Raw genomic sequence first — 23128 nt, 5'->3', positions numbered from 1 at the left:
GAAAGGGTAAGTATGCGATTAAATAATTATATAAGCTCTTCAGGACTTTGCTCTAGAAGAAAAGCAGATGAACTAATTAAAAATAATAAAGTAAAAGTAAATTCGAAAATCGCAGATTTAGGATATCAGGTCAGTGAAGGTGATATCGTTGAAGTGGATGGGACTATAATTAAACCTAAAGAAGATAAGGTTTATATTGCACTATATAAACCAGTAGGTATTACCTGCACTACAGAAGAACATATTGAAGGTAACATTGTCGACTATGTGAATTATAAAGAGAGAATTTTTCCAATAGGAAGACTTGATAAGGATTCTGAGGGACTTATTCTTTTAACTAATGATGGAGATATAGTTAATCGTATTTTAAGAGAAGAAAATCATCATGAAAAAGAATATATAGTAACAGTAGATAAGCCTTTAGATAGCAAGACTTTAAAACAAATGAGCCAAGGAGTAAGAATATATAATCCTGTAAAAAACACTTATACAACTACTAAACCATGTAAAATTCATAAGATAAGTGAAAAAAGTTTTAAAATAGTTTTATCACAGGGCTTAAATAGACAAATAAGGCGTATGTGTCAGCATTTTGGCTATAAGGTTAGAAAACTAAAGCGTGTGAGAATATTAAATATTACTCTAGATGGATTATCATATGGGAAGTGGAGATTTTTAAATCAAGCAGAAGTGTCTAGCTTAAAGACAAAAACAGATATCTAGCTCCAGTTATATATACGGAGTTAAATATCTGTTTTATTTTTTTAAAAAATACTTAGATTTAGTTCATTGGCAAGATATTCTAAAACTTTTTTTCCTGCCATGCTGTTTCCATGAGAATCTAGGGCTGGACCTATAACAGCTATGCCCATGTTTTGAGGGGCCACGGCCATTATGCATCCACCTACACCACTTTTTGAAGGAAGTCCAACATCAACAGAAAATTGTCCTGAAGAATCGTAAAGTCCACAGGTAGTCATTATGGCTTTTACTATTCTGCATATTTCTATGCTCATTAATCTTTCATTTGACCACGGAGTTATGCCATTATTTGCTATCACACTAGCCATTTTTGCAACGTCTAGGGCAGTTATTTCAATAGAACAAAGCTTAAAATATGTATCCAGGACATCCTCGACATCTTTTTCAATCAGCCCAGCGCCTTTTAAGTAATAGGCGATGGCTCTATTGGTATTTCCTGTTAGCTTTTCTGACCGATAGACGGATTGATTTATATCTATAGCTGGGTTGTCTGCCATAATTTTAATCATGTTGTGGATTCTATTAAATTTCTCAATGCCGTTGTCCCCCTGGACCATCGAGGTACATACTATAGCACCAGCATTTATAAAAGGATTAAGTGGTTTATGAGATTCTCTAGTTTCTAATTTTACCATAGAGTTAAACGGGTCTGCTGAAGGCTCCATTCCAACACTAGAAAAAACAGTTTCTTTTCCTTTATCCATGAGAGCACAAATTAAGGTCACTACTTTAGAAACACTTTGGATAGTGAATTTAGTATGAGAATCTCCAGCACATAGCGTTGTATTATCAATATTGTAAATACAGACACCTAAAGCATCTGGATTCTCTTTAGCAAGCTCAGGTATGTATGAAGCGACAGCGCCATGGGCAGTCCAATGTCTGTTATTGTCAATAGCCTCTTGAAGTATCTTTTGCATATTGTCTCCTCCTGTGGTATAAATCTAAAAGTTTAACACACTAAATACATTATAACGTTTTTTTTCATATTTATGAAAACATTTTCCTTGTTTTTGAAATATTATAGAAAAATTGCAAATAATTACTAGAAGTATTATATAATATTGCTATAGAAATTGCTAATTTTAGGAGGTTTAGATGTGAATTTTAATATAAAAAAAGTATTTTCCATAGTTATGATGATTGTATACATTTTTTCCTTTGTAGCTTGTAGCCCATTGCAAACAGAAGAATATAATGATTCAGATATCACGCAAATAAACGAAAGTGAAGAAAGCTTAAAAGATTTAGAAAATCACCTAAATAAAGCATCAGGAACTTCAAATTTATCTAATGCCGAGATAGATGAAAAAGGGTATTACACAAGTAAAGCTGAGGTTGCATTATTTATTCATACTTACAATAAGCTGCCAAGAAATTATATAACTAAAAAAGATGCAGGGAGTATGGGATGGGAAGCTAGTGAAGGAAATCTATGGGAAGTGACAGATAAAATGAGCATTGGAGGAGATAGATTTGGAAATAGAGAAGGCAAGCTACCTAAAAAATCAGGCAGGGAGTACTTCGAATGTGATATAAATTATGAAGGAGGATTTAGAGGGCCAGAAAGATTAGTATATTCAAATGATGGATTAATATATTACACAAAGGATCATTATGATAGCTTTGAATTGCTTTACAAAGAGGAGTGATTATGATAAAAGTAGTTTTAGATGGGAAGGATATGAAAAATAAGGACTATGTACATCTTTATATAAAGCATCAATTGGATAACAACGAATACTACGGAAATAATTTAGATGCTCTTTGGGATGTTCTTATGAGCTACAGTTCAAAGATTGAAATTAGGCTCCTTAATAAGGAAAGCCTGATAGCTAATTTAGAAGACTATGGATATGCTCTTATAGATTTGTTTGAAGATGCATCAAAAGAAAATAAGAATGTTATATTTGAAATTCATAACACTCGTGAGGAGAAGCAATAATGAACTACAACCTAAAAATAATTCATAAAGAAGAATATCAGACATCCTATTGGTCAGGAGGAACTACTACGCAAATGTTGATTTTTCCCGAGCATTCTAGCTATGCTGTGAGAAATTTTGCATTTAGAATTAGCTCAGCTACTGTGGATTTAGATAAATCCGAATTCACAGAGCTTAAGGGGATTAATAGGTATATAACTCCATTAGATAACCTTCTAAGGCTTACACATAATAATAAAGATTTTATAGATTTGCAGCCATTTGAGGTTTATAATTTTTCTGGGGGGATTCCTACTACAAGCTATGGAAAAGCTAAGGATTTTAATCTTATGTTAAGTGAAAAAGCTTCAGGGAATCTTGAATCAGCAAAAATTGACAAAGTGTCTACCATCACTTTATTTAAGGATACCCTAGAAGTTGCATTTGAAAATAGATTTGAAATATTAATATCTCCATTTCATGATTTAAATATTAAGCTAGAAGATAAAGATATAATTTTATCAAAAATGGATTTGTTACTTGTAAATGCAAATAAACCAAATGCAAGCCTAGATATTGAAATTAACTGTGAAGAAGTAGCAGAAATTTTACTTTGTAGTATTAGTACAACCTGATAGTTTAACCAATTTTTGGGTATTATTATACAAAATAATATAGGGAGGGAATTTTATGAGTTTTATGGATAAAATGGCTCAGACGCTTAACAAAGTTGGGGAAAAAACATCGGAAGTTGCAAACACTACAAAAACAAAAATGGATATTGCAAAGGTTAAATCCAATGTTGACGAAAAGTATAAACTACTTGGAGAGCTTGTTTATACAGCATTAAAAGAAAATAAAACAGTTGACGACCAGGTTCAGGCTTATATAAATGAAATTGATATACTAAAAGCAGAAATAGCAAATTTAGAGTCACAATTAGGAGAATAAGACTGGAGGAATTCATATGAAAATTAAGGCAAAAGATCAAGTATTATCACTTTATAAGTCAAGGTATCCTGCACTGGATAAATTTTTTCTGCAGCATCTAGGAGAAGAATATGATAGGTATGCAGACAAAATTTCAGCCATGAAATCAATCGAGGAGTTTGATGAGTTCTTCGATTCCGAGGTGGAACGAAATGAACAACTATATAGGGACAATGCCAATATAGAAGGGATAGAATCATCATTGTCAGATCAATACATGGCTGTAATGGCTGCTTATGGGACAATAATGTTTTTTAGAGATAATATTTTAGCAGATGAGTAAATATTTTCTACTGATTTTTCTATAGTTTTAAGATTCCAAACTAAACGATTACTTTCGCTTCCAGAATAATCTATATGGTTATTCTGGAAGTTTTTGTTTTCTAAATTCAAATTATTAAAATCAATGTTATTAAGGCTTGCTATTACGTTATCTATAGAGCTTAATATTTTTTGGCTGTGAATGTGGAGGGAAGAATCCTCTTTATATGCAAAATAAATATCATAAGATAAATGATTTATCTTTTTTAAGTCATCAATTATTGTTGAAATAGTAACGAGCTCATCTTTTTGGACAGCTTTGTAAGGAAGTGCTGATTCGCTGAGCATAGTCTTGATGTTTGAATCAACTAATTCCACATCATTAAAAATGCTTTGATACAAGATATTTGAATTTTCATTAGGAATATCTGTGCCTAAAAGTTGATTTTTTATATGAGTAAGGCCTTTTAAGGTTTGGAGCTTAACAAATTCCAATCGCTTGTGACCGATTTTTTTGTAATAAAAAAATGAAAATAAATAATTATAAAATATAGCTATTGCTACACCTAAGCTTAGAGCTGCAATTCTCAATCTAAAGGTGAGCCAGATGCTAGGCTCTGATGCCGCATTTAGCTGTACAAACTGAGTCATATAAATACAGGTAAATATAGCTACTGGAGAAACCATCCTCCAGTTGATTTTTAGAGATGAATATAAGGTAAGTGCCATTCCTAGAGCTATAGTGTATACATTGATACCAAATAGCAAAATCAATATTCCAGTGCAAGCTGCTCCTAAAGTTGAAGCTAAAAGCTGATTAATTCCCCCTTTTATCCCGGAAACATTAACAGGCTCGAGATTGTACATAACTCCTAAAAGAACGGATATCATATCCAGATTTGCTATAGGCATTTTTGAACCTATGATATACCCAGTGGCAATTGCGACCATAGATTTTACAATATAAAGTTTAGAATCAAGAAGCATTGCTTCTTTATTAAATCCTAAAATGTTCGAAATACTTTTCATTTTTGCCTCCATTATTAATTATAAAAACTTAGTCCCTCGAGAGACTAAGTTTTATGTGTGTATTACGAAATATTACAAAAATTCAGGAAAGACTAAATAGCTAAATCATCGATTTTAGCGGCCATAATAAAGTCGTTGATACTAAGGCCGTGAATTTTGTGAGTTAATAGGATTACCTTTACTTTTCCCCAGCTTAGCTCTATATCAGGGTGATGACCTTCTACTTCAGCAACTTCTCCAACTTTATTTACGAAATTCAGGGCAGACATAAAATCTTTAAATCTAAATGTTCTCATAATCTTTGTATTATCATCAAGACTCCAGTCAGGATGGATAGCCTTCATTAATTCAAATAATTCATTTCCGTGAAGTGGGATAGTGCCAGTACTGCAAGCTTCACATTTTTTAGAAGACAAGTTATTGTTTTCGTTCATTTAAACCATCCTTTCATTTAACAGTATTAATTAAAATTATACCAGAAAATTAATTATAAATATGCTTTTTGCTTAAACATTAATGGTTAAATTGCAAAAATAAAAAAATACTTTGATTATCAAACTAAAATGGTTTAAAATAAATATGTATACTTTGATTATCAAAATATTTTAAAAGGAGAGATTACCATTAATAGTTTAAAACCAATAAAATTAGGTGACCGCATAGCAAAGCTTCCTATAATACAAGGAGCAATGGGTGTAGGAGTGTCACTATCTTCACTTGCATCAGCAGTAGCACGTGAAGGTGCTATAGGAGTTATTTCAGGAGTTCAGATAGGCTATGACGAGCCGGATTTTTTATCAAATAACAACGAAGCAAATGTAAGAGCACTAAAGAAGCATATAAAAAGAGCTAAAGAGCTTTGTGGTGATGGAATACTAGGAGTAAATCTATTAACAGCAATGAAAAACTATAAAGAAATGGTTGCGGCTGCAGTAGAAATGAAAATAGATTTAATAATCTCAGGAGCTGGACTTCCATTAGATTTACCAACTTTAGTAGAAGGCTCACAGACAAAAATTGTACCAATAGTATCATCAGGAAAAGCAGCAGCTCTTATATCCAAGGTATGGGACAAAAAATATAAAAGAATACCTGATATGGTTATAGTAGAAGGACCAGAAGCTGGAGGCCATTTAGGCTTTTCTAAGGAAGAACTAGCAAAAAATGAATTTAAACCGCTTGAAGAGCTAGTGACTGAAGTAATAGAAGCGATGAAACCATTTGAAGAAAAGTATAAAAAGCAGGTTCCAATAATTGCTGCTGGTGGGATATACTCAGGAGAGGATATTGCAAAGTTTATTAAACTAGGAGCGAGCGGTGTTCAAATGGCAACTAGATTTGTTGCAACTGAAGAATGTGATGCTCATATAAATTTTAAAAATTCATATGTAGATGCAAAAAAAGAGGATATAAGATTGGTACAAAGCCCCGTAGGTATGCCAGGAAGAGCTGTAGATAATGAGTTTACTAAAAAGCTAGATAAAGGCAATATTCCTGTAAAGCGTTGCTATGATTGCCTTATCCCTTGTAACCCAGCTACTACGCCATACTGCATTTCTCAAGCTCTTATCCAATCAGTAACAGGTGATATGGAAAATGGACTTGTTTTTGCGGGGACGAATGCTTATAAAATAGATAAAATAACTACAGTCAAGGATTTGATAAATGAGCTTTGCGAGGAAGCAAACAGTTATTTATAGAGAGTAATTATTCTTCTGTCTTGATAAGTTTAATTCGTTGATGTATTCTTAAAATGATATTTTAGTATTATGTTCTTTTTAATATAGATACTCAGGAGGATATAACTTATGAAAGCAGAGATAATTGCTGTAGGGACAGAGCTTTTAATGGGAGAAATTTTAAATAGCAATTCTAGGGATATTGCAAGAGAACTATATAATTTAGGGATAGATGTCTATCATCAATCTGTTGTAGGGGACAATCTAAACAGAGTATCCAAAGAGCTTGAGACAGCTTTTGAAAGAGCTGATTTAGTTATAACTACAGGAGGGCTTGGACCTACAAGAGATGACCTTACAAAGGAAGCAGCAGCTCATTTTTTAAAAAGAGATATGATACTTGATGAAGAGTCAATAAAGCATCTTGAGGATTTTTTTGGCTCAAGAGGTCTTCCTTTAAATGAAGGTAACAAAAGACAGGCTTATTTTCCAGAAGGAGCTAAGATAATTCCAAATGAAAATGGAACAGCTCCAGCTTGTATTATAGAATTTGATGAAAAGGTTCTAGTCATACTACCTGGTCCACCAAGAGAAGTAATACCTTTGATGGAAAAATATATTATTCCATATCTAGAAAAAAGAACTGGCAAAGTATTTATTTCGGATATCATTAATATTTCAGGTATAGGCGAAGGGCATATGGAAGAAAAAATTATGGATATCATAGAAGCTCAGGAAAATCCAACTGTGGCTCCATATGCAAAAGAGCACGGACTTACACTTAGAGTTACAGCTAGTGCTAGCACTGAGCAGGAAACGAGATTATTGCTAGAGCCTGTAGTAAAGAAAATATGCGATAGACTGGGTATGGATGTATACGCTATTGGAGATACGACTTTGGAAGCAGTTGTAGCATCTTTATTAATAGAGCAAAATCTATCTATATCAGTAGCTGAGTCTTGTAGTGGAGGACTGCTTGCTGGAAGACTTATAAATTATCCTGGAATATCCAAAGTATTTAAAGAAGGTTTTATAACTTACTCAAATGAATCGAAAATAAATACCTTGGGTGTTGATTCTAAAATTTTATCCAACTATGGAGCTGTAAGCGAAGAAGTTGCAAAGCAAATGGCAAAAGGTGCTGCAAATAGAGCAAAGAGTGATGTTGCTTTATCTATTACTGGAATAGCAGGTCCAGATGGAGGAACAGATGAAAAACCTGTAGGGCTTGTTTATATAGGTCTCTACTTACTTGGAGAAGTTAAGGTAATGAAGATGGACTCTTGGGGCTCTAGAGATAATGTGAGAAGAAGAGCAGTTTCTCAGGCGCTAGATATGCTAAGAAGAGAGTTACAAATTAGAGCTTCAAAATAAATTAAAAAAGGGACTGTGAAAAATTTAGTACGTATCTGTACTATTTTTTACAGTCCTTTTTTTAATAACTAGAATAACAGTCCAGTTGCTTTCGCTTTTAGTTTGAAAAATATATGCCTATATATTTTCTTGCTCAAATCCCTATTATATTATTATATTACGTTTTTTCTTTGTATAGGATGTAGGATTTGGGTTATTTCCATGCCTATTCTATAAAAAGCTTCATGAGTAGAGCCACCTAAATGAGGAGTTACAGAAACATTAGGATGATTGCAGATTCTTTCATTAGGATGTGGTTCGTTTAGAAATACGTCAATAGCTGCTCCTTTGATATAATCGTTATCTAAAGCTGTAAGAAGAGCATTTTCATCGATTACTCCTCCTCTAGCTGCATTTATGATATAAGCACTTGGCTTCATCAAAATAAATTCTTCCTCTTTTATAAGAGGCTCAGGTAAATATGGTGTGTGTATAGAAATAAAGTCAGCTTTTGGAAGCAAGTCTTTTAAATCGTGATAGGTTCCAGGCACATCGATATTTCCAAAATCATATAAATCGTTATAGATAATATTCATTCCAAGAGCATCAGCTTTTTTTGCTAGGCATTTACCAATTCTTCCAAATCCTATTATGCCAAGAGTTTTACCTTTAATTTCAGTTCCCAAATACGCTGCCTTATTCCACTGCCCATTTCTAAGGCTTACAATTGATTTATTAATATTTCTAGCAAGGACTAGAAGATGTCCAAGGGCTAATTCTGCCACAGAGTCAGTGCTGGCATTAGGAGTGTTATAGACCTCAATCCTGAGCTGATTTGCATAATCCATATCTATATTATCTGTTCCTACTCCTGCTCGAACAATCATTTTAAGAAGTCCGTTATGGCCCTTTGCGAGTAGCTTTCTATCAACTCTTGTATGAGATTTTACAATCAAAACGTCTACAGTTTGAATTATATCCATAAGTGCATCATAATCGTATTTCTGATTTATAATTTCATAACCAAAACCCTTAAGTATATCTATAGCATCTGCTTGAAGACCTTCATTTATTAATATTCTCATTTTATTTTCCTCCTATATATATCAATTAAATTAATTTATCAATGGTTTCTAAATAAGCCTTTAGTTCTTCTATAGTGGTATCTGCCATATGTGCGATTCTAAAAGTCTTATCCTTTAGCTTGCCGTATCCATTTGAAAATACGTAGCCTTGATCTTTTAGTTTTGAAGATAGAATTTTTAAATCAGTTTCTCTAGAATTCACAACTGCTGTCACTGTATCGGAATAGTTATTGTCCTTTACAAGGAGCTTATATCTATCTCTTGCCCAGTCTCTTGTAATATCAGCGAGTAGTTTATGTCTTTGAAATCTATTTTCTTTTTTCTCTATATTTATTATTTTGTTTAATTTATAATCCAAGGCATACATATGTGATAGTGAAGGCGTAGCTGGATATTGGTAGTCCTTGTTTATTGTATACTCATACAAAGTGAGCAAATCAAGATAATATCCTCTGTTTTCAACATGCTTTGTACGGTTTATTGCTTTATCTGATAGACTGCAGATAGAAAGTCCAGGAGGAAGCCCGAGGCATTTTTGGGTAGAGGTGACGCAAAAATCTATTTTACAAGAATCTACGTCTATATCTACTCCGCCAGTTGAGCTAACTGTATCTACAGCAAAGATTATTTCGCTATATTTTTTCATGACATTGGAGATATCGATAAGTGGATTTTCTACACCAGTAGAAGTTTCGTTGTGAGTTATTGCAGCAAAATCATAACAGCCTTTTTTTAGTATGCTGTCAATAAACTCTGCTTTGTTGCTATACCCTTCTTCTACTTCGTAAATATCAGCTTTTTTTCCGTTAGCTATTGCCATTTCATACCATCTTTTTCCGAAAGCTCCTAAGGAAAAGAACACTCCTTTTTTTAGTATAAGACTTTTTACAGCTGCCTCCATAAGCCCACTCCCTGAAGATGTGGACAATAGTATAGAGTTTTTTGTATTCCACAGAATCTGCATATTTTTTGATATAGATTGTTGGAGATAGGAGGCTGATTTACTCCTGTGACTTATCATTGGGCTGGACATAACTTTTAATACATCTTCTTCTACATTTACTGGTCCTGGAATAAATAACCTCATGCTCTACCCCCTTAATAAATTCATTAACGTTAATTAAAATACTTATTATAACTAAGCTAATTTTACAATCTGGATTTTGGATATTAAAAAAGACTCCGTCCCACAAAAGGGACGAAGTCTAAACTCCGCGTTGCCACCCAAATTAACCGCTATCATTGATAGCTGTTCACTTTGACACCTTTAACGCAGGCTTACGGTTCTGATTACTTGGATTTCCTCAGAACAGCTCAGAAATGGATTCCAAAAAATTTCTCACTGATTCGCACCAACCATCAGCTCTCTGAACAGAAATTATAATGTACTATTTTTCTTCATAGCTTTTCTTGTTTATTTAATGTCAGATTGTACATGTAATAAAATAATAAGTCAATAAAATAATTTTATATTTTTATAAAAATTATTTTATTGCAACCGCGACATGGTTCGAGTTAGCACTTGATAAATCTGTTTTGCTTATCTCAGTGAGCTGATTGGACTATTATTCAAATAGCTCATCCATCAAATCTTCGATTGCTTGTTTTTTATGTTTAGTTTCATCTATGCATAGATTTATTTTGCCATCTAGTAGTTCTATTACATCACCAGTAGAGATATTTTTTGGCAAGTCACTGATATTTACATCTATAAACTCATTGTTTTCAAGCTCGATAACGGCAATATCTCCCTCAAATCTATCTATTATTCCTTTCATAATCAGCCTCCTATTTATATTTTCTATAAGTGTAAGACCCTGGCTCTGTATTTGCAGTTATTGTTTTTCCATCTGTCCTAAAAATAATATCTCCTTGTTCATCAGTCCGGTACAAAGGAATATTAGTTGTTTCAAGTAAGTCTAGGACTTCCTTGTGAGGATGAGAATATTTGTTTTTATATCCACAAGATACTACAGCAGCTGAGGGTGCAACCGCATTTAAAAATTCTAGACTTGTTGATGAATGACTTCCATGATGACCTAGCTTTACAACATCCGACTTAAGGTTGTCACTAGATGCTAATATATCATATTCATTTTTATATTCGGCATCACCCATAAATAAAAAAGATGCTTGATTATAATCGAGCTTTACTACTATGGAATAGAGATTGTTATCACTTCCATAATCCTTTGATTTTATAGGAGATAAAATTTTAAGCTTTATATTTTCATCATAATCTAGTTCTCTGTCAGAATAACCTTCTTTTATGGATAGATTTTTTGACTTAGCTGCAAGCAAAACAGATTCAAAGGTATTTGTGGTATGGCTTTTTCTTGGAAGATAAAATTCCCCTATTTCAAAAGCCTCAATAACGTCATCTAGACCACCTATGTGATCGGCATCTGGATGAGTGCCGATTAATATGTCAATTTTTGATACGCCGTTTCTTTTTAAGTAAGAGATGACTTCACTTCCTTTGCTGTTGTCTCCAGCATCGATTAGCATAGTCCTACCATTTGGAGAAATTATCAAGGTACTATCACCTTGGCCTACATCTATAAAATGAACTTGAAGCCTTGTATCATTTTCTAAAATATCACAAGCTGAGAATAAAATAGAAGAAGCAATCAGGGCAAATATTAATAACACATTTAGAGAAAATTTTTTAAGTTTATTTTTATTGAAATTCATTTATGTCTCCTTTGATTTAACTAATTATTGTAATGCTAATTATAACATAATACATAAAAAGGTATTTGATTAGCAAGGAGGTTATTGGTGTATAATTTTTCTTAGGGAGTGTTACATTGGTTACATACTGATAAGGTATGTTATAATATAATATTATGATTAAAGTTTTTTGAGGAGGAGATTACAATCAATAAATTGGAAGATGAATGTAAACTTAAGCCCATAGGAATAAATTCTAAGGATGAGCTTGAAGAGTATTTTAATAAGGTGAGATATGAAGCCTGTGAATATAGCTTTATGACTATTTATATGTGGCAGCATGTTTTTAATACGAGCTATATGATAGAAGATGGCTATCTTAATATATTTGGAAGAGTAAACGACAGTTACTTTGCTATCCAGCCTATAACTGAGCCTGAGAATTATCAAAAAGCCTTTGAGGCTATAGAAGGCTGCTTTAATGGATTGGAACAAAAGTTAATTCTTAGAGCTGTTACTAAGCCATGGGTTGAATATTTATCTCAAAAATATCCTGATAGATTTGAGATAATTGAGGAGCGAGATTCTCACGATTATTTTTATGAAGCAGAAAAATTAAGGACATTATCAGGAAGAAAATATCACTCTAAGAAAAATCACTACAACAGTTTTTTAAAGGAATATGGAGATAGATTTGAGTATAGAAGATTAGGCTGCAAGGACTTTCCAGAAGCAATTGCTTTGATGGAAAGGTGGGCTGAGGATAAAGAAAAAGATCAGCATTTAGTTGGAGAAAGACTTGCAGTAGAAAAGGTATTTAAAAATTATCCTAAACTTACAGAAACAAAAGTTGGTGGAATTTATATAGATAATAATTTAGAAGCTTTTACTTTTGGAGAATTACTTAATCCTGATACTGTTGTTGTGCATGTGGAAAAAGCAAATCCTGAAATAAGAGGGCTTTATGCTGCTATCAATAAATTATTTTTAGAAAATGAATTTCCAGATGTTGAATTTGTGAATCGTGAAGAGGATTTAGGGTTAGATGGCCTGAGACAAGCCAAATTATCCTACAAGCCAATTAAACTAGTGGAAAAGTACACTCTGATTGAAAAATAGGAGGACTTTATGTCAGAAATAAGATATGCTTTGTATGAAGACCTTAAGGAAATAAGAGATTTATGGGAATATTCATTTTCAGATGAAGAGAGCTTTGTAAATTATTACTTTGAAAAAAGATACAATCCAGGGTGCAATTTGATTGTTAAGGACAGGGCATTACTTGCATCTCTTCAAAGAAATCCATATAAAATAAATATAAGCAATGATTCTCAGGACACGGCTTATGTAGTTGGAATAAGTGTATATCCAGAGCATAGAGGCAAAAAGCTAACCACAAAGCTTTTAAATAAAGCTTTGGAGGAAGCCTATAATTTGGGCGAGAAGATATCGCTATTGATGCCTATAGATACTGCTATATATAGACGATATGGTTATGAAAACTGTTTTAATTTATATAGCTTTGAGGTTAATCTGTCTGATATTGAGTATAAAAATAACAAATCTGTGAATCTTGAAAGAATCACAAAGATGACAGATGAGATTGCGGACTTTCTTATAGAAATTTATTTAGAGAAGGCAAAAAATTGGGATATTTATTTAGAAAGAGATAGAAACCATTATTACACTTATTTTGAAGAAATTAAAGTTGAATCAGGAGAGATTTTTTTAGCAAAAAATAAAGCTAATGAACCTATAGGGTATATGGTTTTCTATCCCAAAATGGAAGTATCTAAGGGTTATGTAAGAGAACTGTTTTATCTGGATTCTAGTGCTTTAGATTCCTTTATGACTCTTGTAGCTAGTCACAAGACTCAGATTGATAGCGTTACTATACAGCAACCTATAGATTCTCAACTTATGTATTATTTTGGATTTAACAATAAAATATCTGTAAATCTAAAGCCTTTTATGATGGCTAGGATAGTAGATGTAAAATATGTACTTGAAAAATTAGCTAAAGATATGATTTTAGATTTAAGGATAAAAATTAATGACGGTATTTTGAGTCAAAACAATCAGATTTTTCATATTAAAAATGGCTCAGTAGGAACTTCTGATAGTAAAGCTGACGCAGTAATGGATATAGGAACCCTAACGCAGCTTTATATGGGAGGGGTATCAATTTCATCAGCTTATGATTTAGGAAAAATTGAAGCCAAAAGCGATATTTTAACTCAACTTAATAGACTGTTTTCTGATAAAATTTCGTATGTGAATGAATATATCTAATTTTGTAACGATACACTATTTATTGATACTGGATTAAGATTTATGTAAAATATAAGTAAGGAGGGGAAACTTATGAATAAAACTCATAAATTAGTTACCTATAGCTTACTTATAGCACTTGTTTGTGTGGGTACAATGTTTATCAAAATACACGTACCTGCAACCAATGGTTATGTTAATATAGGAGATGCATTTATTATTATTTCTTCACTTATGTTTGGACCTGTAGCAGGAATGATTGCAGGGGGCATAGGTTCTGCGATGGCGGATTTATTATCTGGATATGCACATTTTGCTGTATTTACACTTATAGTAAAAGGTATAGAAGGATATATCATAGGTTGGTTATTCGTTAAATTTGGAGGAACTAAGCTAGTTGGAATGTACAGCTCGTTAGCCGGAGTAGCATTTATGGTTTTAGGCTATTTTATGGTTGAAACAGTTATGTATTCAAGTTATAAAGTTGCACTTCAGAGCATTGCATTTAACGGAGTCCAAGCGTTGGCTTCATTTATCATAGGATATCCAGTATTTTCCTATATATCTAAAAATGTAAAACTTAAATTCAATGTATAATAACAGCTACTAAAAAATTATTTTTAATATGAATTATAGCTATCTACGACCACATTATCCTTTTGGATATGTGGTTTTTTGTGAATAAAATAATTGACTGAATATAAAAAATACTTCATCATATTAGATATAGAAAAAGAATGGATGAGTGACTATGAGAAGATACTCTTTTGTTATATTCATTTGTATTTTTATTTCAGCAGTGTTTACCTTGGTATACCAAGAGTTAAGCTTTACAGAGTTAGAATCAATTGAGGTTTATCGGGAATATAAAATAGATCAGGTGGAAAAAAGACCAAATTACACTATGCTTTACTCAGGGGATTCAGCCATAATTCAGTATGAATATTCTAGCTTAGATTATACTGATAATATCCTGCCAGGGAGTGTAATTGCAGTTAAAGGTAAAGCTACTGCCTTAAAAGGACATCCTCAAAGAGGATATGCAAACTATTTAAGGTCAAGAGGATACAATTATTTGATAAATGGAAGCATTAATGATATAGTAAGCCATAAATCAAATTTTAGAACACTCATATACGAAATAAGAGAGTATTTAGGAAAATATATAGACTCTGTTTATAGAATGGATAGCCCTTTTGTAAAAGCTTTGGTTTATGGAGATAGAGCAGAGATGAATGAAAATGATACAGAGCTATTTTCTAAAACTGGAATTTCTCATCTCTTGGCAATATCTGGTTTTCACATTGGACTTCTAGCTTCTATGGCATTGATTCTGCTTAAAAAGTTACCAAGTAATATTAGGTATTTTATAGTTTTGGGTTTTATTTTTATATATGTCATTATTACTGGAGCAAGACCATCTGCCATAAGAGCTGGGATTTTCTATTTGATGTATATAGCTAGCATTTTTTATTGCAAGAGATATGATGTTATTAGCAGTGCGTTTTTACTTTCAAGCGTGCTAATAGCTTTGAATCCATATATTTTATACGACGCAGGCTTTACATTGTCATTTATGGCTGTTATTTCAATAGGTATGTTTTACCAAAGCATTAATGCTACTTTTGAAAAGACAAAGATACTGCCTAAATACATAGCTAACTTTACTAGTATGACAATATCAGCTCAAGTTTTAACTCTGCCCCTTACATATTTTTATTTTCAGAGAATATCAATTATATCAATTTTTTCTAATTTAATAAGCGTACCTCTAGTTACGTTAACCTATCCATTTATGTTATCTTCTTTAGTGCTTTATAAGATACCGTTTTTAGGGAATCTACTGGTGAGCATGGTTAAAAGCCTGAAATTTATTTTGTATTATTTCAATCAAAAGATATCAGCGTTTTCATTGTCTTATATTGACTTTGAAGCATCAAATATTTATACTACAATAGTTGCCTATGTTCTAATATTTACATTCTACTTTATCTTTGCTATCTATACCTTAAAGGAGAACAAAAATGAATTACAAGGATTTGCTGAAAAATATTGACAATGAAAAGGATAAGGTCTATCTCATCTATGGAGAAGAGGCTTATCGTATAGATTCTATATTAGATTATTTTAAGAATAAGCTAGAGCCAGCATTTAGAGATTTTAATCTGACTGTTATTGATGACAAGGTTATAGATATTGATAGGATAATAGAAAACTTTGAATCAGTGCCTTTTATGGATAAAAATAGAATAGTAGTGATAAAAAGCAGTGCATTCTTCAAAACTGGAACTAAGGGGCTGGCTAAAGAAGATGAAAAAAAATTACTCGCTTATCTTGAAAATCCAGCGGAAACGACTATAGTTTTATTTTGCCCACCAGAGGTAGATAAAAGATCTAGTTTGTTTAAACAACTTAAAAAAAATCATTGTATTTTCGAAGCAAACAAGCTTGAGATGAATGAACTTAAATTATGGTGCAAAGCCGTTTTAAAGAAATCAAATACCATTATTAGCGATTTGGAATTGGAAAGCTTTATTGAAAAAACTGGATATTATTATAAAGAGTCTGGGAAAAATTTAAGAGATTTAGAAAATGAACTAGTAAAAATTTCAGCTTTATATCAAAAACAAGGGAAAATTACAATTCAAGATATAGATTTAGTAATTCTTCAAAATTTTGAGAATAATATTTTTAGATTGATTGAAGATACCTTTAGTGGAGATTTTAAAAAGGCTTTGATTGAATTTAATCACATAATTGATTCTGGAGAGTCGGCACTTATGATTTTGACTATGTTTGGAAAACAACTCTCTATGATAACTAAATACCATATATTAAAGGCCAAGGGATACAATGAAGCTTTGATAGCCCAGAAGCTATCAATTCATCCATATGCTCTTAAAAAGGCGGGGATACACTCTCAAAAATTAAAGTACAAGGAAGCTTTGGTGCTATTAAACCTTTGCCTTGATACAGATTACAGGATTAAAAATGGTCAAATTAATGAGAGAATAGGTGTAGAGCTTATTCTTACAAAAATATGTCAGCGTATTAAGACAGAAAAAACATCCAAGGTCTTTGCTTAAAAAAAGCAACAAAAAAAGGAAGACATTAGTCATCCTTTATGTAAACTATTAAAACCCCAAGGTATATGGGGTTTTTATTTATGGTAAGCAAATACCTTAGTAAGCTTTACTATGTTAACGAACTAAAGCTGTCCTCTGAATTAGTTAGCTTTAGCAGCGTTTAATCTAGAAGCTAATTTTGATACTTTTCTAGCAGCAGCATTTTTATGAAGAGTTCCTTTAGCTGCGATTTGATGGATTTTCTTTTGAGCGTACTTGAAGTTTTCAGTAGCAGCTTCCATATTACCTTCAGCTAGAGCAGCCTCAAATCTTTTGATTGCTGTTTTTATTTGAGATTTTCTCATTCTGTTAATAAGAGTTTTCTTAGCAGTAACAGAAATTCTTTTCTTAGCAGATTTAATATTTGCCAATATATTCACCTCCTATTTTTTTGGATTCTTTCAATTAGTCAACAAAAAAGATTGTACCAAATAAGCGAGCAAAAGTAAAGGACAAAAAGCTTTATAACGTAAAAAAATTATTAATTTAAGTAGTTTCAGAAAGCTTTATGAGATAAATGTTAAAAATCATTATAATTCCACTTCAATTATAAAGGCGTTTCTGATAAGATAAAGCATATCCTAAAAATTTATTTACTCATCTTTATATATTATATAACGAAAAGAGAGATTTGTAACATAAAATTAACATTTAAATAAGAAAATTATTTTTAAGGAGGAAGAAGTAGTTGGATAGACAAAGCCGCACAAGAAATTTTAGTATAATTGCTCATATCGACCATGGAAAATCAACACTAGCTGATAGATTGATTGAAGATACAGGATTAGTACAATCAAGAGATATGAAGGCACAGCTTTTGGACAATATGGATTTGGAAAGAGAAAGAGGAATAACCATTAAACTTCAGTCTATTAGACTGGTTTACAAAGCAAAAGATGGAGAGGAATACTTTTTTAATTTAATTGATACTCCAGGTCACGTAGACTTTAACTACGAAGTATCTAGATCCCTTGCTGCCTGTGAAGGTGCTCTTCTTATAGTTGACGCAGCTCAGGGAGTGGAAGCTCAAACTTTAGCTAATGTATACTTGGCACTTGACCAAGATTTGGAAATAGTACCTGTAATCAATAAGATAGACCTTCCTAGTGCTAGACCTGAAGAAATCAAGACAGAAATAGAGGATATTATAGGACTAGATGCATCTGAGGCTCCTCTTATTTCAGCAAAAGACGGGACTAATATAGATCAGGTTCTAGAGGCGATAGTACATAAGGTACCAGCACCAAAAGGCGATATTGATGCACCACTTAAAGCTCTTATATTCGACTCGTATTACGATTCATACAAAGGAGTAATTTCTTACGTAAGAGTATTTGAGGGCAAGGTGAAAAAAGGCGATAGAATAAAAATGATGAATACAAAAAAGGTATTCGAGGTTACTGAAGTTGGAGTTGTTTCTCCTACTCATATTCCTGTAGAAGATTTAGTAGCAGGGGATGTAGGGTATATAGCAGCTTCTGTTAAGGATATCAGAAGCTCTAGGGTTGGAGATACTATCACCTTAGCTGATAACCCAACAGAACATCCTCTTCCAGGCTATAAGAAAGTTACACCTATGGTTTATTGTGGAATTTACCCTGCTGAAGGCGAAAAATATGAAAACGTAAGAGATGCACTAGAAAAGCTTCAAGTAAATGATGCAGCACTAGAATTTGAAGCAGAAACCTCTGCAGCTTTAGGTTTTGGATTTAGATGTGGATTCCTTGGCCTTCTTCATATGGAAATAATCCAAGAAAGACTAGAAAGAGAATTTGACTTAAATATGATAACTACCGCTCCATCTGTATTATTTAGAGTAATAAAAGCTGATGGAGAAGTACTCATGATACAAAATCCTACAAACCTTCCGCCTGTGCAGGAGATTGACCATATAGAAGAGCCTATAGTAAAGGCGAATATAATTGTACCTACGGATTATGTGGGGCCTGTAATGGAGCTTGCTCAGGAAAGAAGAGGTAATATGCTCAATATGGAGTATCTAGACACCAAAAGAGTTACACTTCACTACGAGATTCCATTAAATGAAGTTGTATATGATTTCTTCGACTCATTAAAATCTAGAACAAAGGGTTATGGCTCATTGGATTATGAATTTAAAGAGTATAAAGAAGCAAAACTAGTTAAGCTTGACATTCTAATCAACAGAGAGCAAGTGGATGCACTTTCATTTATAGTTCATGAAAGTACAGCCCAAACTAGAGGAAGAGTAATGTGTGAAAAGCTAAAGGACGAAATTCCAAAGCATCAGTTCCCAGTGCCTATACAAGCGGCAATAGGAACAAAGGTAGTAGCAAGAGAAACGATAAGTGCATATAGAAAAGACGTACTTGCGAAATGCTACGGTGGAGATATAAGCCGTAAGCGTAAGCTACTAGAAAAACAAAAAGAGGGTAAGAAAAGAATGAGACAAATTGGGAATGTAGAGGTTCCTCAAAAGGCATTTATGTCAGTTCTTAAGCTAGATAAATAAATTCAATAAATATTTTATAGGTAAAGAGCGCTTCTGAAAAGGGAGCGCTTTTTTTCGTCTAATAATTTAGTATTTATGAATTCTAGATTCATAGTAAGGCATTGCTCTTTTTATAATATTGAAAAATAAAGACTATAGTGATATATTGTTTACAGATGACAAGACAGCAGAAAAGTCACTAATATATTTTAAATATAAAAATTATAAAAGGAAGGCGAACCATGAAAGAAAACATACTTGAGCTAATAAAAAAACAGAAGCTTGAAGAGGATTGTGTAATTTTGGCGCATCATTATCAAATACCTGAAATCAAGCAGGTAGCTGATTACATAGGAGATTCATATTATTTGAGTGCTTTGGTAAGTAAGCTTAAAACACCTAAGATTTATTTCTGCGGAGTTAGATTTATGGCTGAAACAGCTAAAATATTATCGCCAGATAAAACAGTAATACTTGCTAATCCTGATGCTGGTTGTCCTATGGCCGATATGGTTTCACTTGATGACTTGATTGAGTTTAAGGAAAATAATCCCAACCATCTTATTGTTTCATATGTAAATACAAGTGCTGATATAAAAGCTCAAAGCGATATTTGTGTTACATCTTCCGTAGCTCTTAATATAATGAACACTGTAAAGGATAAAGAAATTTTATTTTTGCCAGATAGAAATTTAGGGAGATATATCAAGGAGAAGACTAAAAATGAAAATATTACTCTTTGGGAGGGCTTTTGCCCGATTCATGAAAGAGCAGAGCTAGAGGATATGAATGCTTTAAAATCTAAGCAGCCCGATGCTGTGGTACTTATTCATCCAGAATGCAAATGGGAGCTGGTTGAGCAAGCAGATTTCGTAGGTTCTACAACTGAAATTATGGATTTTGTAAGTAAATCTGACAAATCAAAATTTATTATAGGCACGGAGCTAGGTGTGCTTGAGTCTTTACAAAAGCAGCATCCTGAAAAAGAATTTTTCTTGTTATACGATGAATTTGTATGTAAAAATATGAAAAAAACAACTGCTCAAGATTTACTTAATGCTATGCAAGGAAAAGGTGGAGAAGTAATAAAGCTAGATGAAGATGTTATGGTGAAAGCTTCTAAAAGTCTTTATGAAATGATTAAAAGGAGTTCGAAATGAAATACGATGTTTTGATTATTGGAGCTGGAATAGCAGGACTTTATACAGCTTTGTCACTTCCTTCAAACCTAAAAGTGCTAGTCCTATCAAAGGATGAGATAAATAATTGTAACACTTATAGAGCGCAAGGTGGTATAGCTTGCGTTTGGGATGAAGATGATGATTTTGAAATCCATATGGAAGATAGTCTTAAGGCTGGAAATGGAAAAAATAATAAAAAAATGCTAGAAATTATGGTTAGTGAAGGACCGAAAAATATACAGAACTTAATTGATTATGGTGTGGATTTTGATAAAAACGAAAGAGGGTATGATCTGACGTTAGAAGGAGGGCATACAAAAAGAAGGATATTGCACTATAAGGACACTACTGGAAAAAGAGTTATTGAAGTGCTAGCTCAAAATGCCTTTAAAAAAAATAATATAGAAATTCATGAAAGAGCTATGGCTGTGGACATTACAAAATGCAGGAATGGCTTTTTAACCACTGTTTTAGATGAAAATGAGGAGTCTATGTACATAGAATCAGATTTTACTGTGATTGCCTCTGGAGGCATAGGAAGGCTCTATAAATATACTACGAACGCATCCATCGCTAGTGGAGATGGAATAACTCTAGCTAGTAAAGCCGGAGCAAAGCTAAAGCATATGGATTTGATTCAATTTCATCCTACAGGACTATATGAAAACAGCGGGGATAGATTCCTTATTTCTGAATCGGTTAGAGGAGAAGGAGGAATTTTAAGAAATAACAAAAAAGAAGCCTTTATGCATTTATATCATGAAATGGCTGATTTAGCTCCTAGGGATGTAGTATCAAAATCAATGCTTAAGGAAATGAAAAATTCTAATTCAAACTATTTATATTTAGATGTAACAGCAAAACCTAAAGAGTACCTAAAAAATAGATTTCCACATATATATAAAAGCTGTAAAAACAGAAAGCTAAGCATGGAAAAGGATTTTATTCCAGTCAGTCCCTGCCAGCATTACTTTATGGGAGGGATTGAAGTAGATGAATTTGGAAGTACAACTGTAGAGAACCTATATGCAACTGGAGAGTGTGCTTGTACTGAAGTTCATGGCAATAATAGATTAGCAAGTAATTCGTTATTAGAAGCCTTAGTATTTTCAAAAAGAGTAGCTAAGTCTATTGGTGGCAAGCACAGTAGATTAGGAAATAAAGATAAAAAATCTAATACTAAAGTAGAAGCTAGAATTCATGATGACTATGATTTAAAAGGCTTAAGCTATACTGAAAAAAAACATTTAGAATTAAGTGAAATAGAAAGCTTAAAAAATAAAGTTAGAGAGATAATGCAAAATAGCTTTTTTGTAAATTTTAATATTGATTATGCAGAAAAAAATATTGAAGCTATTAATGAGCTTAAGTCTGAATTAAATTTATATAAAAATAATAATAAAAATTTCTATGAGCTTGTATCATTAGCAGAAGTATCCAATATTATTTTAAAGGAGAAATTAAAAAATGCTAGAGTTTCAAATTGATAAACTGGTTAAAATGTGGCTAGAGGAAGATATTAATAATATTGACCTTGCTAGTAGTGTGATTTTTAATGAGGAGCATAAAAGTAAGAGCAAGTTTATGGCTAAGGAAGATGGAGTAATTTGCGGATGGGATATAGTAAGAAGAGTTTTTGAGCTTCTTAAGTATGAAGGTGAGGTGAAGGTTTTAAAACCAGATGGGGCAAGCGTTCAAAAGGGTGAATGCATAGCTGAGCTTTATGGCCGTACAAAATCTCTTTTGATGGGAGAAAGAGTTGCTCTTAATATCTTGTCTCATCTTAGTGGGATTTCAACTAAAACAAATAAGGCAGTAAGCGTGCTTTCTAGAGGGAATACAAAGCTTTTAGATACGAGAAAAACAACGCCAGGGCTTAGAATGCTGGAAAAATATGCTGTTAGGACTGGTGGTGGAGTAAACCACAGATACAATCTTTCGCAAGCTGTAATGATTAAGGATAATCATATAAAGGCATCTGGAGGCATAACAAATGCCTATGATAAAGTAAAATCTAAGTCAGGACCAATGACAGCTATAGAAATAGAGGTTAAAAACATTGAAGAGCTAAAAGAAGCTATTGTGCTTAAGCCAAACTTAATATTACTTGATAATATGAATGATAATCAGCTTAGAGAGTGCGTAAACTTATGTAATGGTTTAGTGCCACTTGAAGCTTCAGGAAATATGACCTTAGAGCGCCTAGACGAAATTAAAGACATAGGCCTTGATTATGTATCTATGGGAGAACTGACTCATTCAGTCAAAGCACTTGATATATCGATGAAATTAATATAGAAAAATTATAAGTCCAGTTTAAGTTAA

25 protein-coding genes and 1 other annotated feature are annotated in these 23128 nt (G+C 32.6%); of the genes, 17 read left to right on the top strand and 8 right to left on the bottom strand.

All coding sequences use genetic code 11. From position 1 onward, the window contains the following. The first annotated feature begins 12 nt into the window (after positions 1-12). Positions 13-723: a pseudouridine synthase gene (locus CLOST_RS09225; RefSeq protein ID WP_013362036.1), complete on the top strand. Its 711-nt coding sequence runs from the start codon at positions 13-15 to the stop codon at positions 721-723. A gap of 41 nt (positions 724-764) precedes the next feature. Here CLOST_RS09225 and glsA read toward each other — a convergent pair whose 3' ends face one another. Then, on the bottom strand, positions 765-1682 hold the full coding sequence (glsA, locus tag CLOST_RS09220) for a glutaminase A (protein ID WP_013362035.1): 918 nt from the start codon (positions 1680-1682) through the stop codon (positions 765-767). A gap of 180 nt (positions 1683-1862) precedes the next feature. Here glsA and CLOST_RS09215 point away from each other — a divergent pair, with 180 nt between their 5' ends. The 5 genes from CLOST_RS09215 to CLOST_RS09195 are packed head-to-tail and all read left to right on the top strand — an operon-like array spanning position 1863 to position 3959. Further along, a complete protein-coding gene (locus tag CLOST_RS09215; protein WP_013362034.1) occupies positions 1863-2414 on the top strand; it encodes a ribonuclease domain-containing protein in 552 nt (183 codons plus the stop codon). Between the two features lie 2 nt (positions 2415-2416). Beyond that, positions 2417-2707: a barstar family protein gene (locus tag CLOST_RS09210; protein ID WP_049779787.1), complete on the top strand. Its 291-nt coding sequence runs from the start codon at positions 2417-2419 to the stop codon at positions 2705-2707. Continuing rightward, complete coding sequence (locus CLOST_RS09205) at positions 2707-3321, top strand: HutD family protein (RefSeq protein WP_013362032.1); 615 nt, start codon at positions 2707-2709, stop codon at positions 3319-3321. The genes CLOST_RS09210 and CLOST_RS09205 overlap by 1 nt, the downstream gene beginning before the upstream one ends. 55 nt (positions 3322-3376) lie before the next feature. After that, a complete protein-coding gene (locus CLOST_RS09200) occupies positions 3377-3637 on the top strand; it encodes a hypothetical protein (RefSeq protein ID WP_013362031.1) in 261 nt (86 codons plus the stop codon). 16 nt (positions 3638-3653) lie between these two features. Then, the gene (locus CLOST_RS09195) at positions 3654-3959 is read left to right on the top strand and encodes a hypothetical protein (RefSeq protein WP_013362030.1); all 306 of its coding nucleotides are present in this window, start codon (positions 3654-3656) and stop codon (positions 3957-3959) included. On the opposite strand, the gene CLOST_RS09190 is transcribed toward CLOST_RS09195, so the two are convergent. Both CLOST_RS09190 and CLOST_RS09185 read right to left on the bottom strand, forming a co-directional pair. Further along, positions 3911-4966 carry an aromatic acid exporter family protein gene (locus tag CLOST_RS09190; protein ID WP_013362029.1) on the bottom strand — a complete coding sequence of 352 codons (1056 nt, stop codon included), beginning with the start codon at positions 4964-4966 and terminating at the stop codon, positions 3911-3913. The genes CLOST_RS09195 and CLOST_RS09190 overlap by 49 nt on opposite strands. 92 nt (positions 4967-5058) lie before the next feature. Further along, positions 5059-5400: a 4a-hydroxytetrahydrobiopterin dehydratase gene (locus tag CLOST_RS09185; protein ID WP_013362028.1), complete on the bottom strand. Its 342-nt coding sequence runs from the start codon at positions 5398-5400 to the stop codon at positions 5059-5061. Between the two features lie 243 nt (positions 5401-5643). Here CLOST_RS09185 and CLOST_RS09180 point away from each other — a divergent pair, with 243 nt between their 5' ends. Together CLOST_RS09180 and CLOST_RS09175 are read left to right on the top strand one after the other, a co-directional pair. Next, a complete protein-coding gene (locus CLOST_RS09180) occupies positions 5644-6666 on the top strand; it encodes an NAD(P)H-dependent flavin oxidoreductase (RefSeq protein WP_417202188.1) in 1023 nt (340 codons plus the stop codon). Positions 6667-6774: 108 nt separating this feature from the next. After that, positions 6775-8019 (top strand): competence/damage-inducible protein A, encoded by a 1245-nt coding sequence (locus CLOST_RS09175; RefSeq protein ID WP_013362026.1) that lies wholly within the window; start codon positions 6775-6777, stop codon positions 8017-8019. A gap of 152 nt (positions 8020-8171) precedes the next feature. Here CLOST_RS09175 and CLOST_RS09170 read toward each other — a convergent pair whose 3' ends face one another. From CLOST_RS09170 to CLOST_RS09155, 4 genes are all read right to left on the bottom strand, one after another. After that, a complete protein-coding gene (locus CLOST_RS09170) occupies positions 8172-9083 on the bottom strand; it encodes an NAD(P)-dependent oxidoreductase (RefSeq protein ID WP_013362025.1) in 912 nt (303 codons plus the stop codon). Between the two features lie 25 nt (positions 9084-9108). After that, positions 9109-10170: a pyridoxal-phosphate-dependent aminotransferase family protein gene (locus CLOST_RS09165; RefSeq protein ID WP_013362024.1), complete on the bottom strand. Its 1062-nt coding sequence runs from the start codon at positions 10168-10170 to the stop codon at positions 9109-9111. A gap of 104 nt (positions 10171-10274) precedes the next feature. Continuing rightward, positions 10275-10494 (bottom strand) — a binding site (T-box leader). A 154-nt stretch (positions 10495-10648) separates the two neighbouring features. Then, on the bottom strand, positions 10649-10861 hold the full coding sequence (locus CLOST_RS09160) for a DUF3006 domain-containing protein (RefSeq protein ID WP_013362023.1): 213 nt from the start codon (positions 10859-10861) through the stop codon (positions 10649-10651). A gap of 10 nt (positions 10862-10871) precedes the next feature. Then, positions 10872-11777 (bottom strand): ComEC/Rec2 family competence protein, encoded by a 906-nt coding sequence (locus tag CLOST_RS09155; RefSeq protein ID WP_013362022.1) that lies wholly within the window; start codon positions 11775-11777, stop codon positions 10872-10874. Between the two features lie 195 nt (positions 11778-11972). Between CLOST_RS09155 and CLOST_RS09150 the strand changes: the two genes are divergently transcribed. The 5 genes from CLOST_RS09150 to holA all read left to right on the top strand — a co-directional run bounded on the left by CLOST_RS09150 (position 11973) and on the right by holA (position 17113). Then, positions 11973-12875, top strand: a complete 903-nt coding sequence (locus CLOST_RS09150; RefSeq protein WP_013362021.1) for a DUF2156 domain-containing protein — start codon at positions 11973-11975, stop codon at positions 12873-12875. A 9-nt stretch (positions 12876-12884) separates the two neighbouring features. Beyond that, complete coding sequence (locus CLOST_RS09145) at positions 12885-14048, top strand: GNAT family N-acetyltransferase (RefSeq protein WP_013362020.1); 1164 nt, start codon at positions 12885-12887, stop codon at positions 14046-14048. Between the two features lie 72 nt (positions 14049-14120). Then, positions 14121-14624 (top strand): ECF transporter S component, encoded by a 504-nt coding sequence (locus CLOST_RS09140; protein WP_013362019.1) that lies wholly within the window; start codon positions 14121-14123, stop codon positions 14622-14624. Between the two features lie 154 nt (positions 14625-14778). Next, positions 14779-16083 (top strand): ComEC/Rec2 family competence protein, encoded by a 1305-nt coding sequence (locus CLOST_RS09135; RefSeq protein WP_013362018.1) that lies wholly within the window; start codon positions 14779-14781, stop codon positions 16081-16083. Then, positions 16052-17113 carry a DNA polymerase III subunit delta gene (gene holA, locus CLOST_RS09130; protein WP_013362017.1) on the top strand — a complete coding sequence of 354 codons (1062 nt, stop codon included), beginning with the start codon at positions 16052-16054 and terminating at the stop codon, positions 17111-17113. The genes CLOST_RS09135 and holA overlap by 32 nt, the downstream gene beginning before the upstream one ends. Positions 17114-17253: 140 nt before the next feature. On the opposite strand, the gene rpsT is transcribed toward holA, so the two are convergent. Continuing rightward, the gene (rpsT, locus tag CLOST_RS09125) at positions 17254-17523 is read right to left on the bottom strand and encodes a 30S ribosomal protein S20 (protein WP_013362016.1); all 270 of its coding nucleotides are present in this window, start codon (positions 17521-17523) and stop codon (positions 17254-17256) included. 317 nt (positions 17524-17840) lie between these two features. Here rpsT and lepA point away from each other — a divergent pair, with 317 nt between their 5' ends. The 4 genes from lepA to nadC all read left to right on the top strand — a co-directional run bounded on the left by lepA (position 17841) and on the right by nadC (position 23101). Next, a complete protein-coding gene (gene lepA, locus CLOST_RS09120) occupies positions 17841-19643 on the top strand; it encodes a translation elongation factor 4 (protein ID WP_013362015.1) in 1803 nt (600 codons plus the stop codon). A 221-nt stretch (positions 19644-19864) separates the two neighbouring features. Next, entirely contained in the window at positions 19865-20782 is a 918-nt protein-coding gene (gene nadA, locus CLOST_RS09115; RefSeq protein WP_013362013.1) for a quinolinate synthase NadA, read from the top strand. Then, positions 20779-22290: an L-aspartate oxidase gene (locus CLOST_RS09110; RefSeq protein ID WP_013362012.1), complete on the top strand. Its 1512-nt coding sequence runs from the start codon at positions 20779-20781 to the stop codon at positions 22288-22290. Before nadA ends, CLOST_RS09110 begins: the two co-directional genes overlap by 4 nt. Next, positions 22271-23101 carry a carboxylating nicotinate-nucleotide diphosphorylase gene (gene nadC / locus CLOST_RS09105; protein ID WP_041487175.1) on the top strand — a complete coding sequence of 277 codons (831 nt, stop codon included), beginning with the start codon at positions 22271-22273 and terminating at the stop codon, positions 23099-23101. Before CLOST_RS09110 ends, nadC begins: the two co-directional genes overlap by 20 nt. The last annotated feature ends 27 nt before the right edge of the window (positions 23102-23128 follow it).

It is taken from the genome of Acetoanaerobium sticklandii, from assembly GCF_000196455.1.
Classification (GTDB): Bacteria; Bacillota; Clostridia; order Peptostreptococcales; family Filifactoraceae; genus Acetoanaerobium; species Acetoanaerobium sticklandii.
Note: the sequence above shows the minus strand (reverse complement) of the source record. Positions and strands in the feature narration are given on the sequence as shown.

Bases quoted from the DNA above. Each gene is read 5' to 3' on its own strand.
- CLOST_RS09225 (WP_013362036.1), top strand. From the start codon at position 13: ATGCGATTAAATAATTATATAAGCTCTTCAGGACTTTGCTCTAGAAGA.
- glsA (WP_013362035.1), bottom strand. From the start codon at position 1,682: ATGCAAAAGATACTTCAAGAGGCTATTGACAATAACAGACATTGGACT.
- CLOST_RS09210 (WP_049779787.1), top strand. From the start codon at position 2,417: ATGATAAAAGTAGTTTTAGATGGGAAGGATATGAAAAATAAGGACTAT.
- CLOST_RS09205 (WP_013362032.1), top strand. From the start codon at position 2,707: ATGAACTACAACCTAAAAATAATTCATAAAGAAGAATATCAGACATCC.
- CLOST_RS09200 (WP_013362031.1), top strand. From the start codon at position 3,377: ATGAGTTTTATGGATAAAATGGCTCAGACGCTTAACAAAGTTGGGGAA.
- CLOST_RS09195 (WP_013362030.1), top strand. From the start codon at position 3,654: ATGAAAATTAAGGCAAAAGATCAAGTATTATCACTTTATAAGTCAAGG.
- CLOST_RS09190 (WP_013362029.1), bottom strand. From the start codon at position 4,966: ATGAAAAGTATTTCGAACATTTTAGGATTTAATAAAGAAGCAATGCTT.
- CLOST_RS09185 (WP_013362028.1), bottom strand. From the start codon at position 5,400: ATGAACGAAAACAATAACTTGTCTTCTAAAAAATGTGAAGCTTGCAGT.
- CLOST_RS09175 (WP_013362026.1), top strand. From the start codon at position 6,775: ATGAAAGCAGAGATAATTGCTGTAGGGACAGAGCTTTTAATGGGAGAA.
- CLOST_RS09170 (WP_013362025.1), bottom strand. From the start codon at position 9,083: ATGAGAATATTAATAAATGAAGGTCTTCAAGCAGATGCTATAGATATA.
- CLOST_RS09165 (WP_013362024.1), bottom strand. From the start codon at position 10,170: ATGAGGTTATTTATTCCAGGACCAGTAAATGTAGAAGAAGATGTATTA.
- CLOST_RS09160 (WP_013362023.1), bottom strand. From the start codon at position 10,861: ATGAAAGGAATAATAGATAGATTTGAGGGAGATATTGCCGTTATCGAG.
- CLOST_RS09155 (WP_013362022.1), bottom strand. From the start codon at position 11,777: ATGAATTTCAATAAAAATAAACTTAAAAAATTTTCTCTAAATGTGTTA.
- CLOST_RS09145 (WP_013362020.1), top strand. From the start codon at position 12,885: ATGTCAGAAATAAGATATGCTTTGTATGAAGACCTTAAGGAAATAAGA.
- CLOST_RS09140 (WP_013362019.1), top strand. From the start codon at position 14,121: ATGAATAAAACTCATAAATTAGTTACCTATAGCTTACTTATAGCACTT.
- CLOST_RS09135 (WP_013362018.1), top strand. From the start codon at position 14,779: ATGAGAAGATACTCTTTTGTTATATTCATTTGTATTTTTATTTCAGCA.
- holA (WP_013362017.1), top strand. From the start codon at position 16,052: ATGAATTACAAGGATTTGCTGAAAAATATTGACAATGAAAAGGATAAG.
- nadA (WP_013362013.1), top strand. From the start codon at position 19,865: ATGAAAGAAAACATACTTGAGCTAATAAAAAAACAGAAGCTTGAAGAG.
- CLOST_RS09110 (WP_013362012.1), top strand. From the start codon at position 20,779: ATGAAATACGATGTTTTGATTATTGGAGCTGGAATAGCAGGACTTTAT.
- nadC (WP_041487175.1), top strand. From the start codon at position 22,271: ATGCTAGAGTTTCAAATTGATAAACTGGTTAAAATGTGGCTAGAGGAA.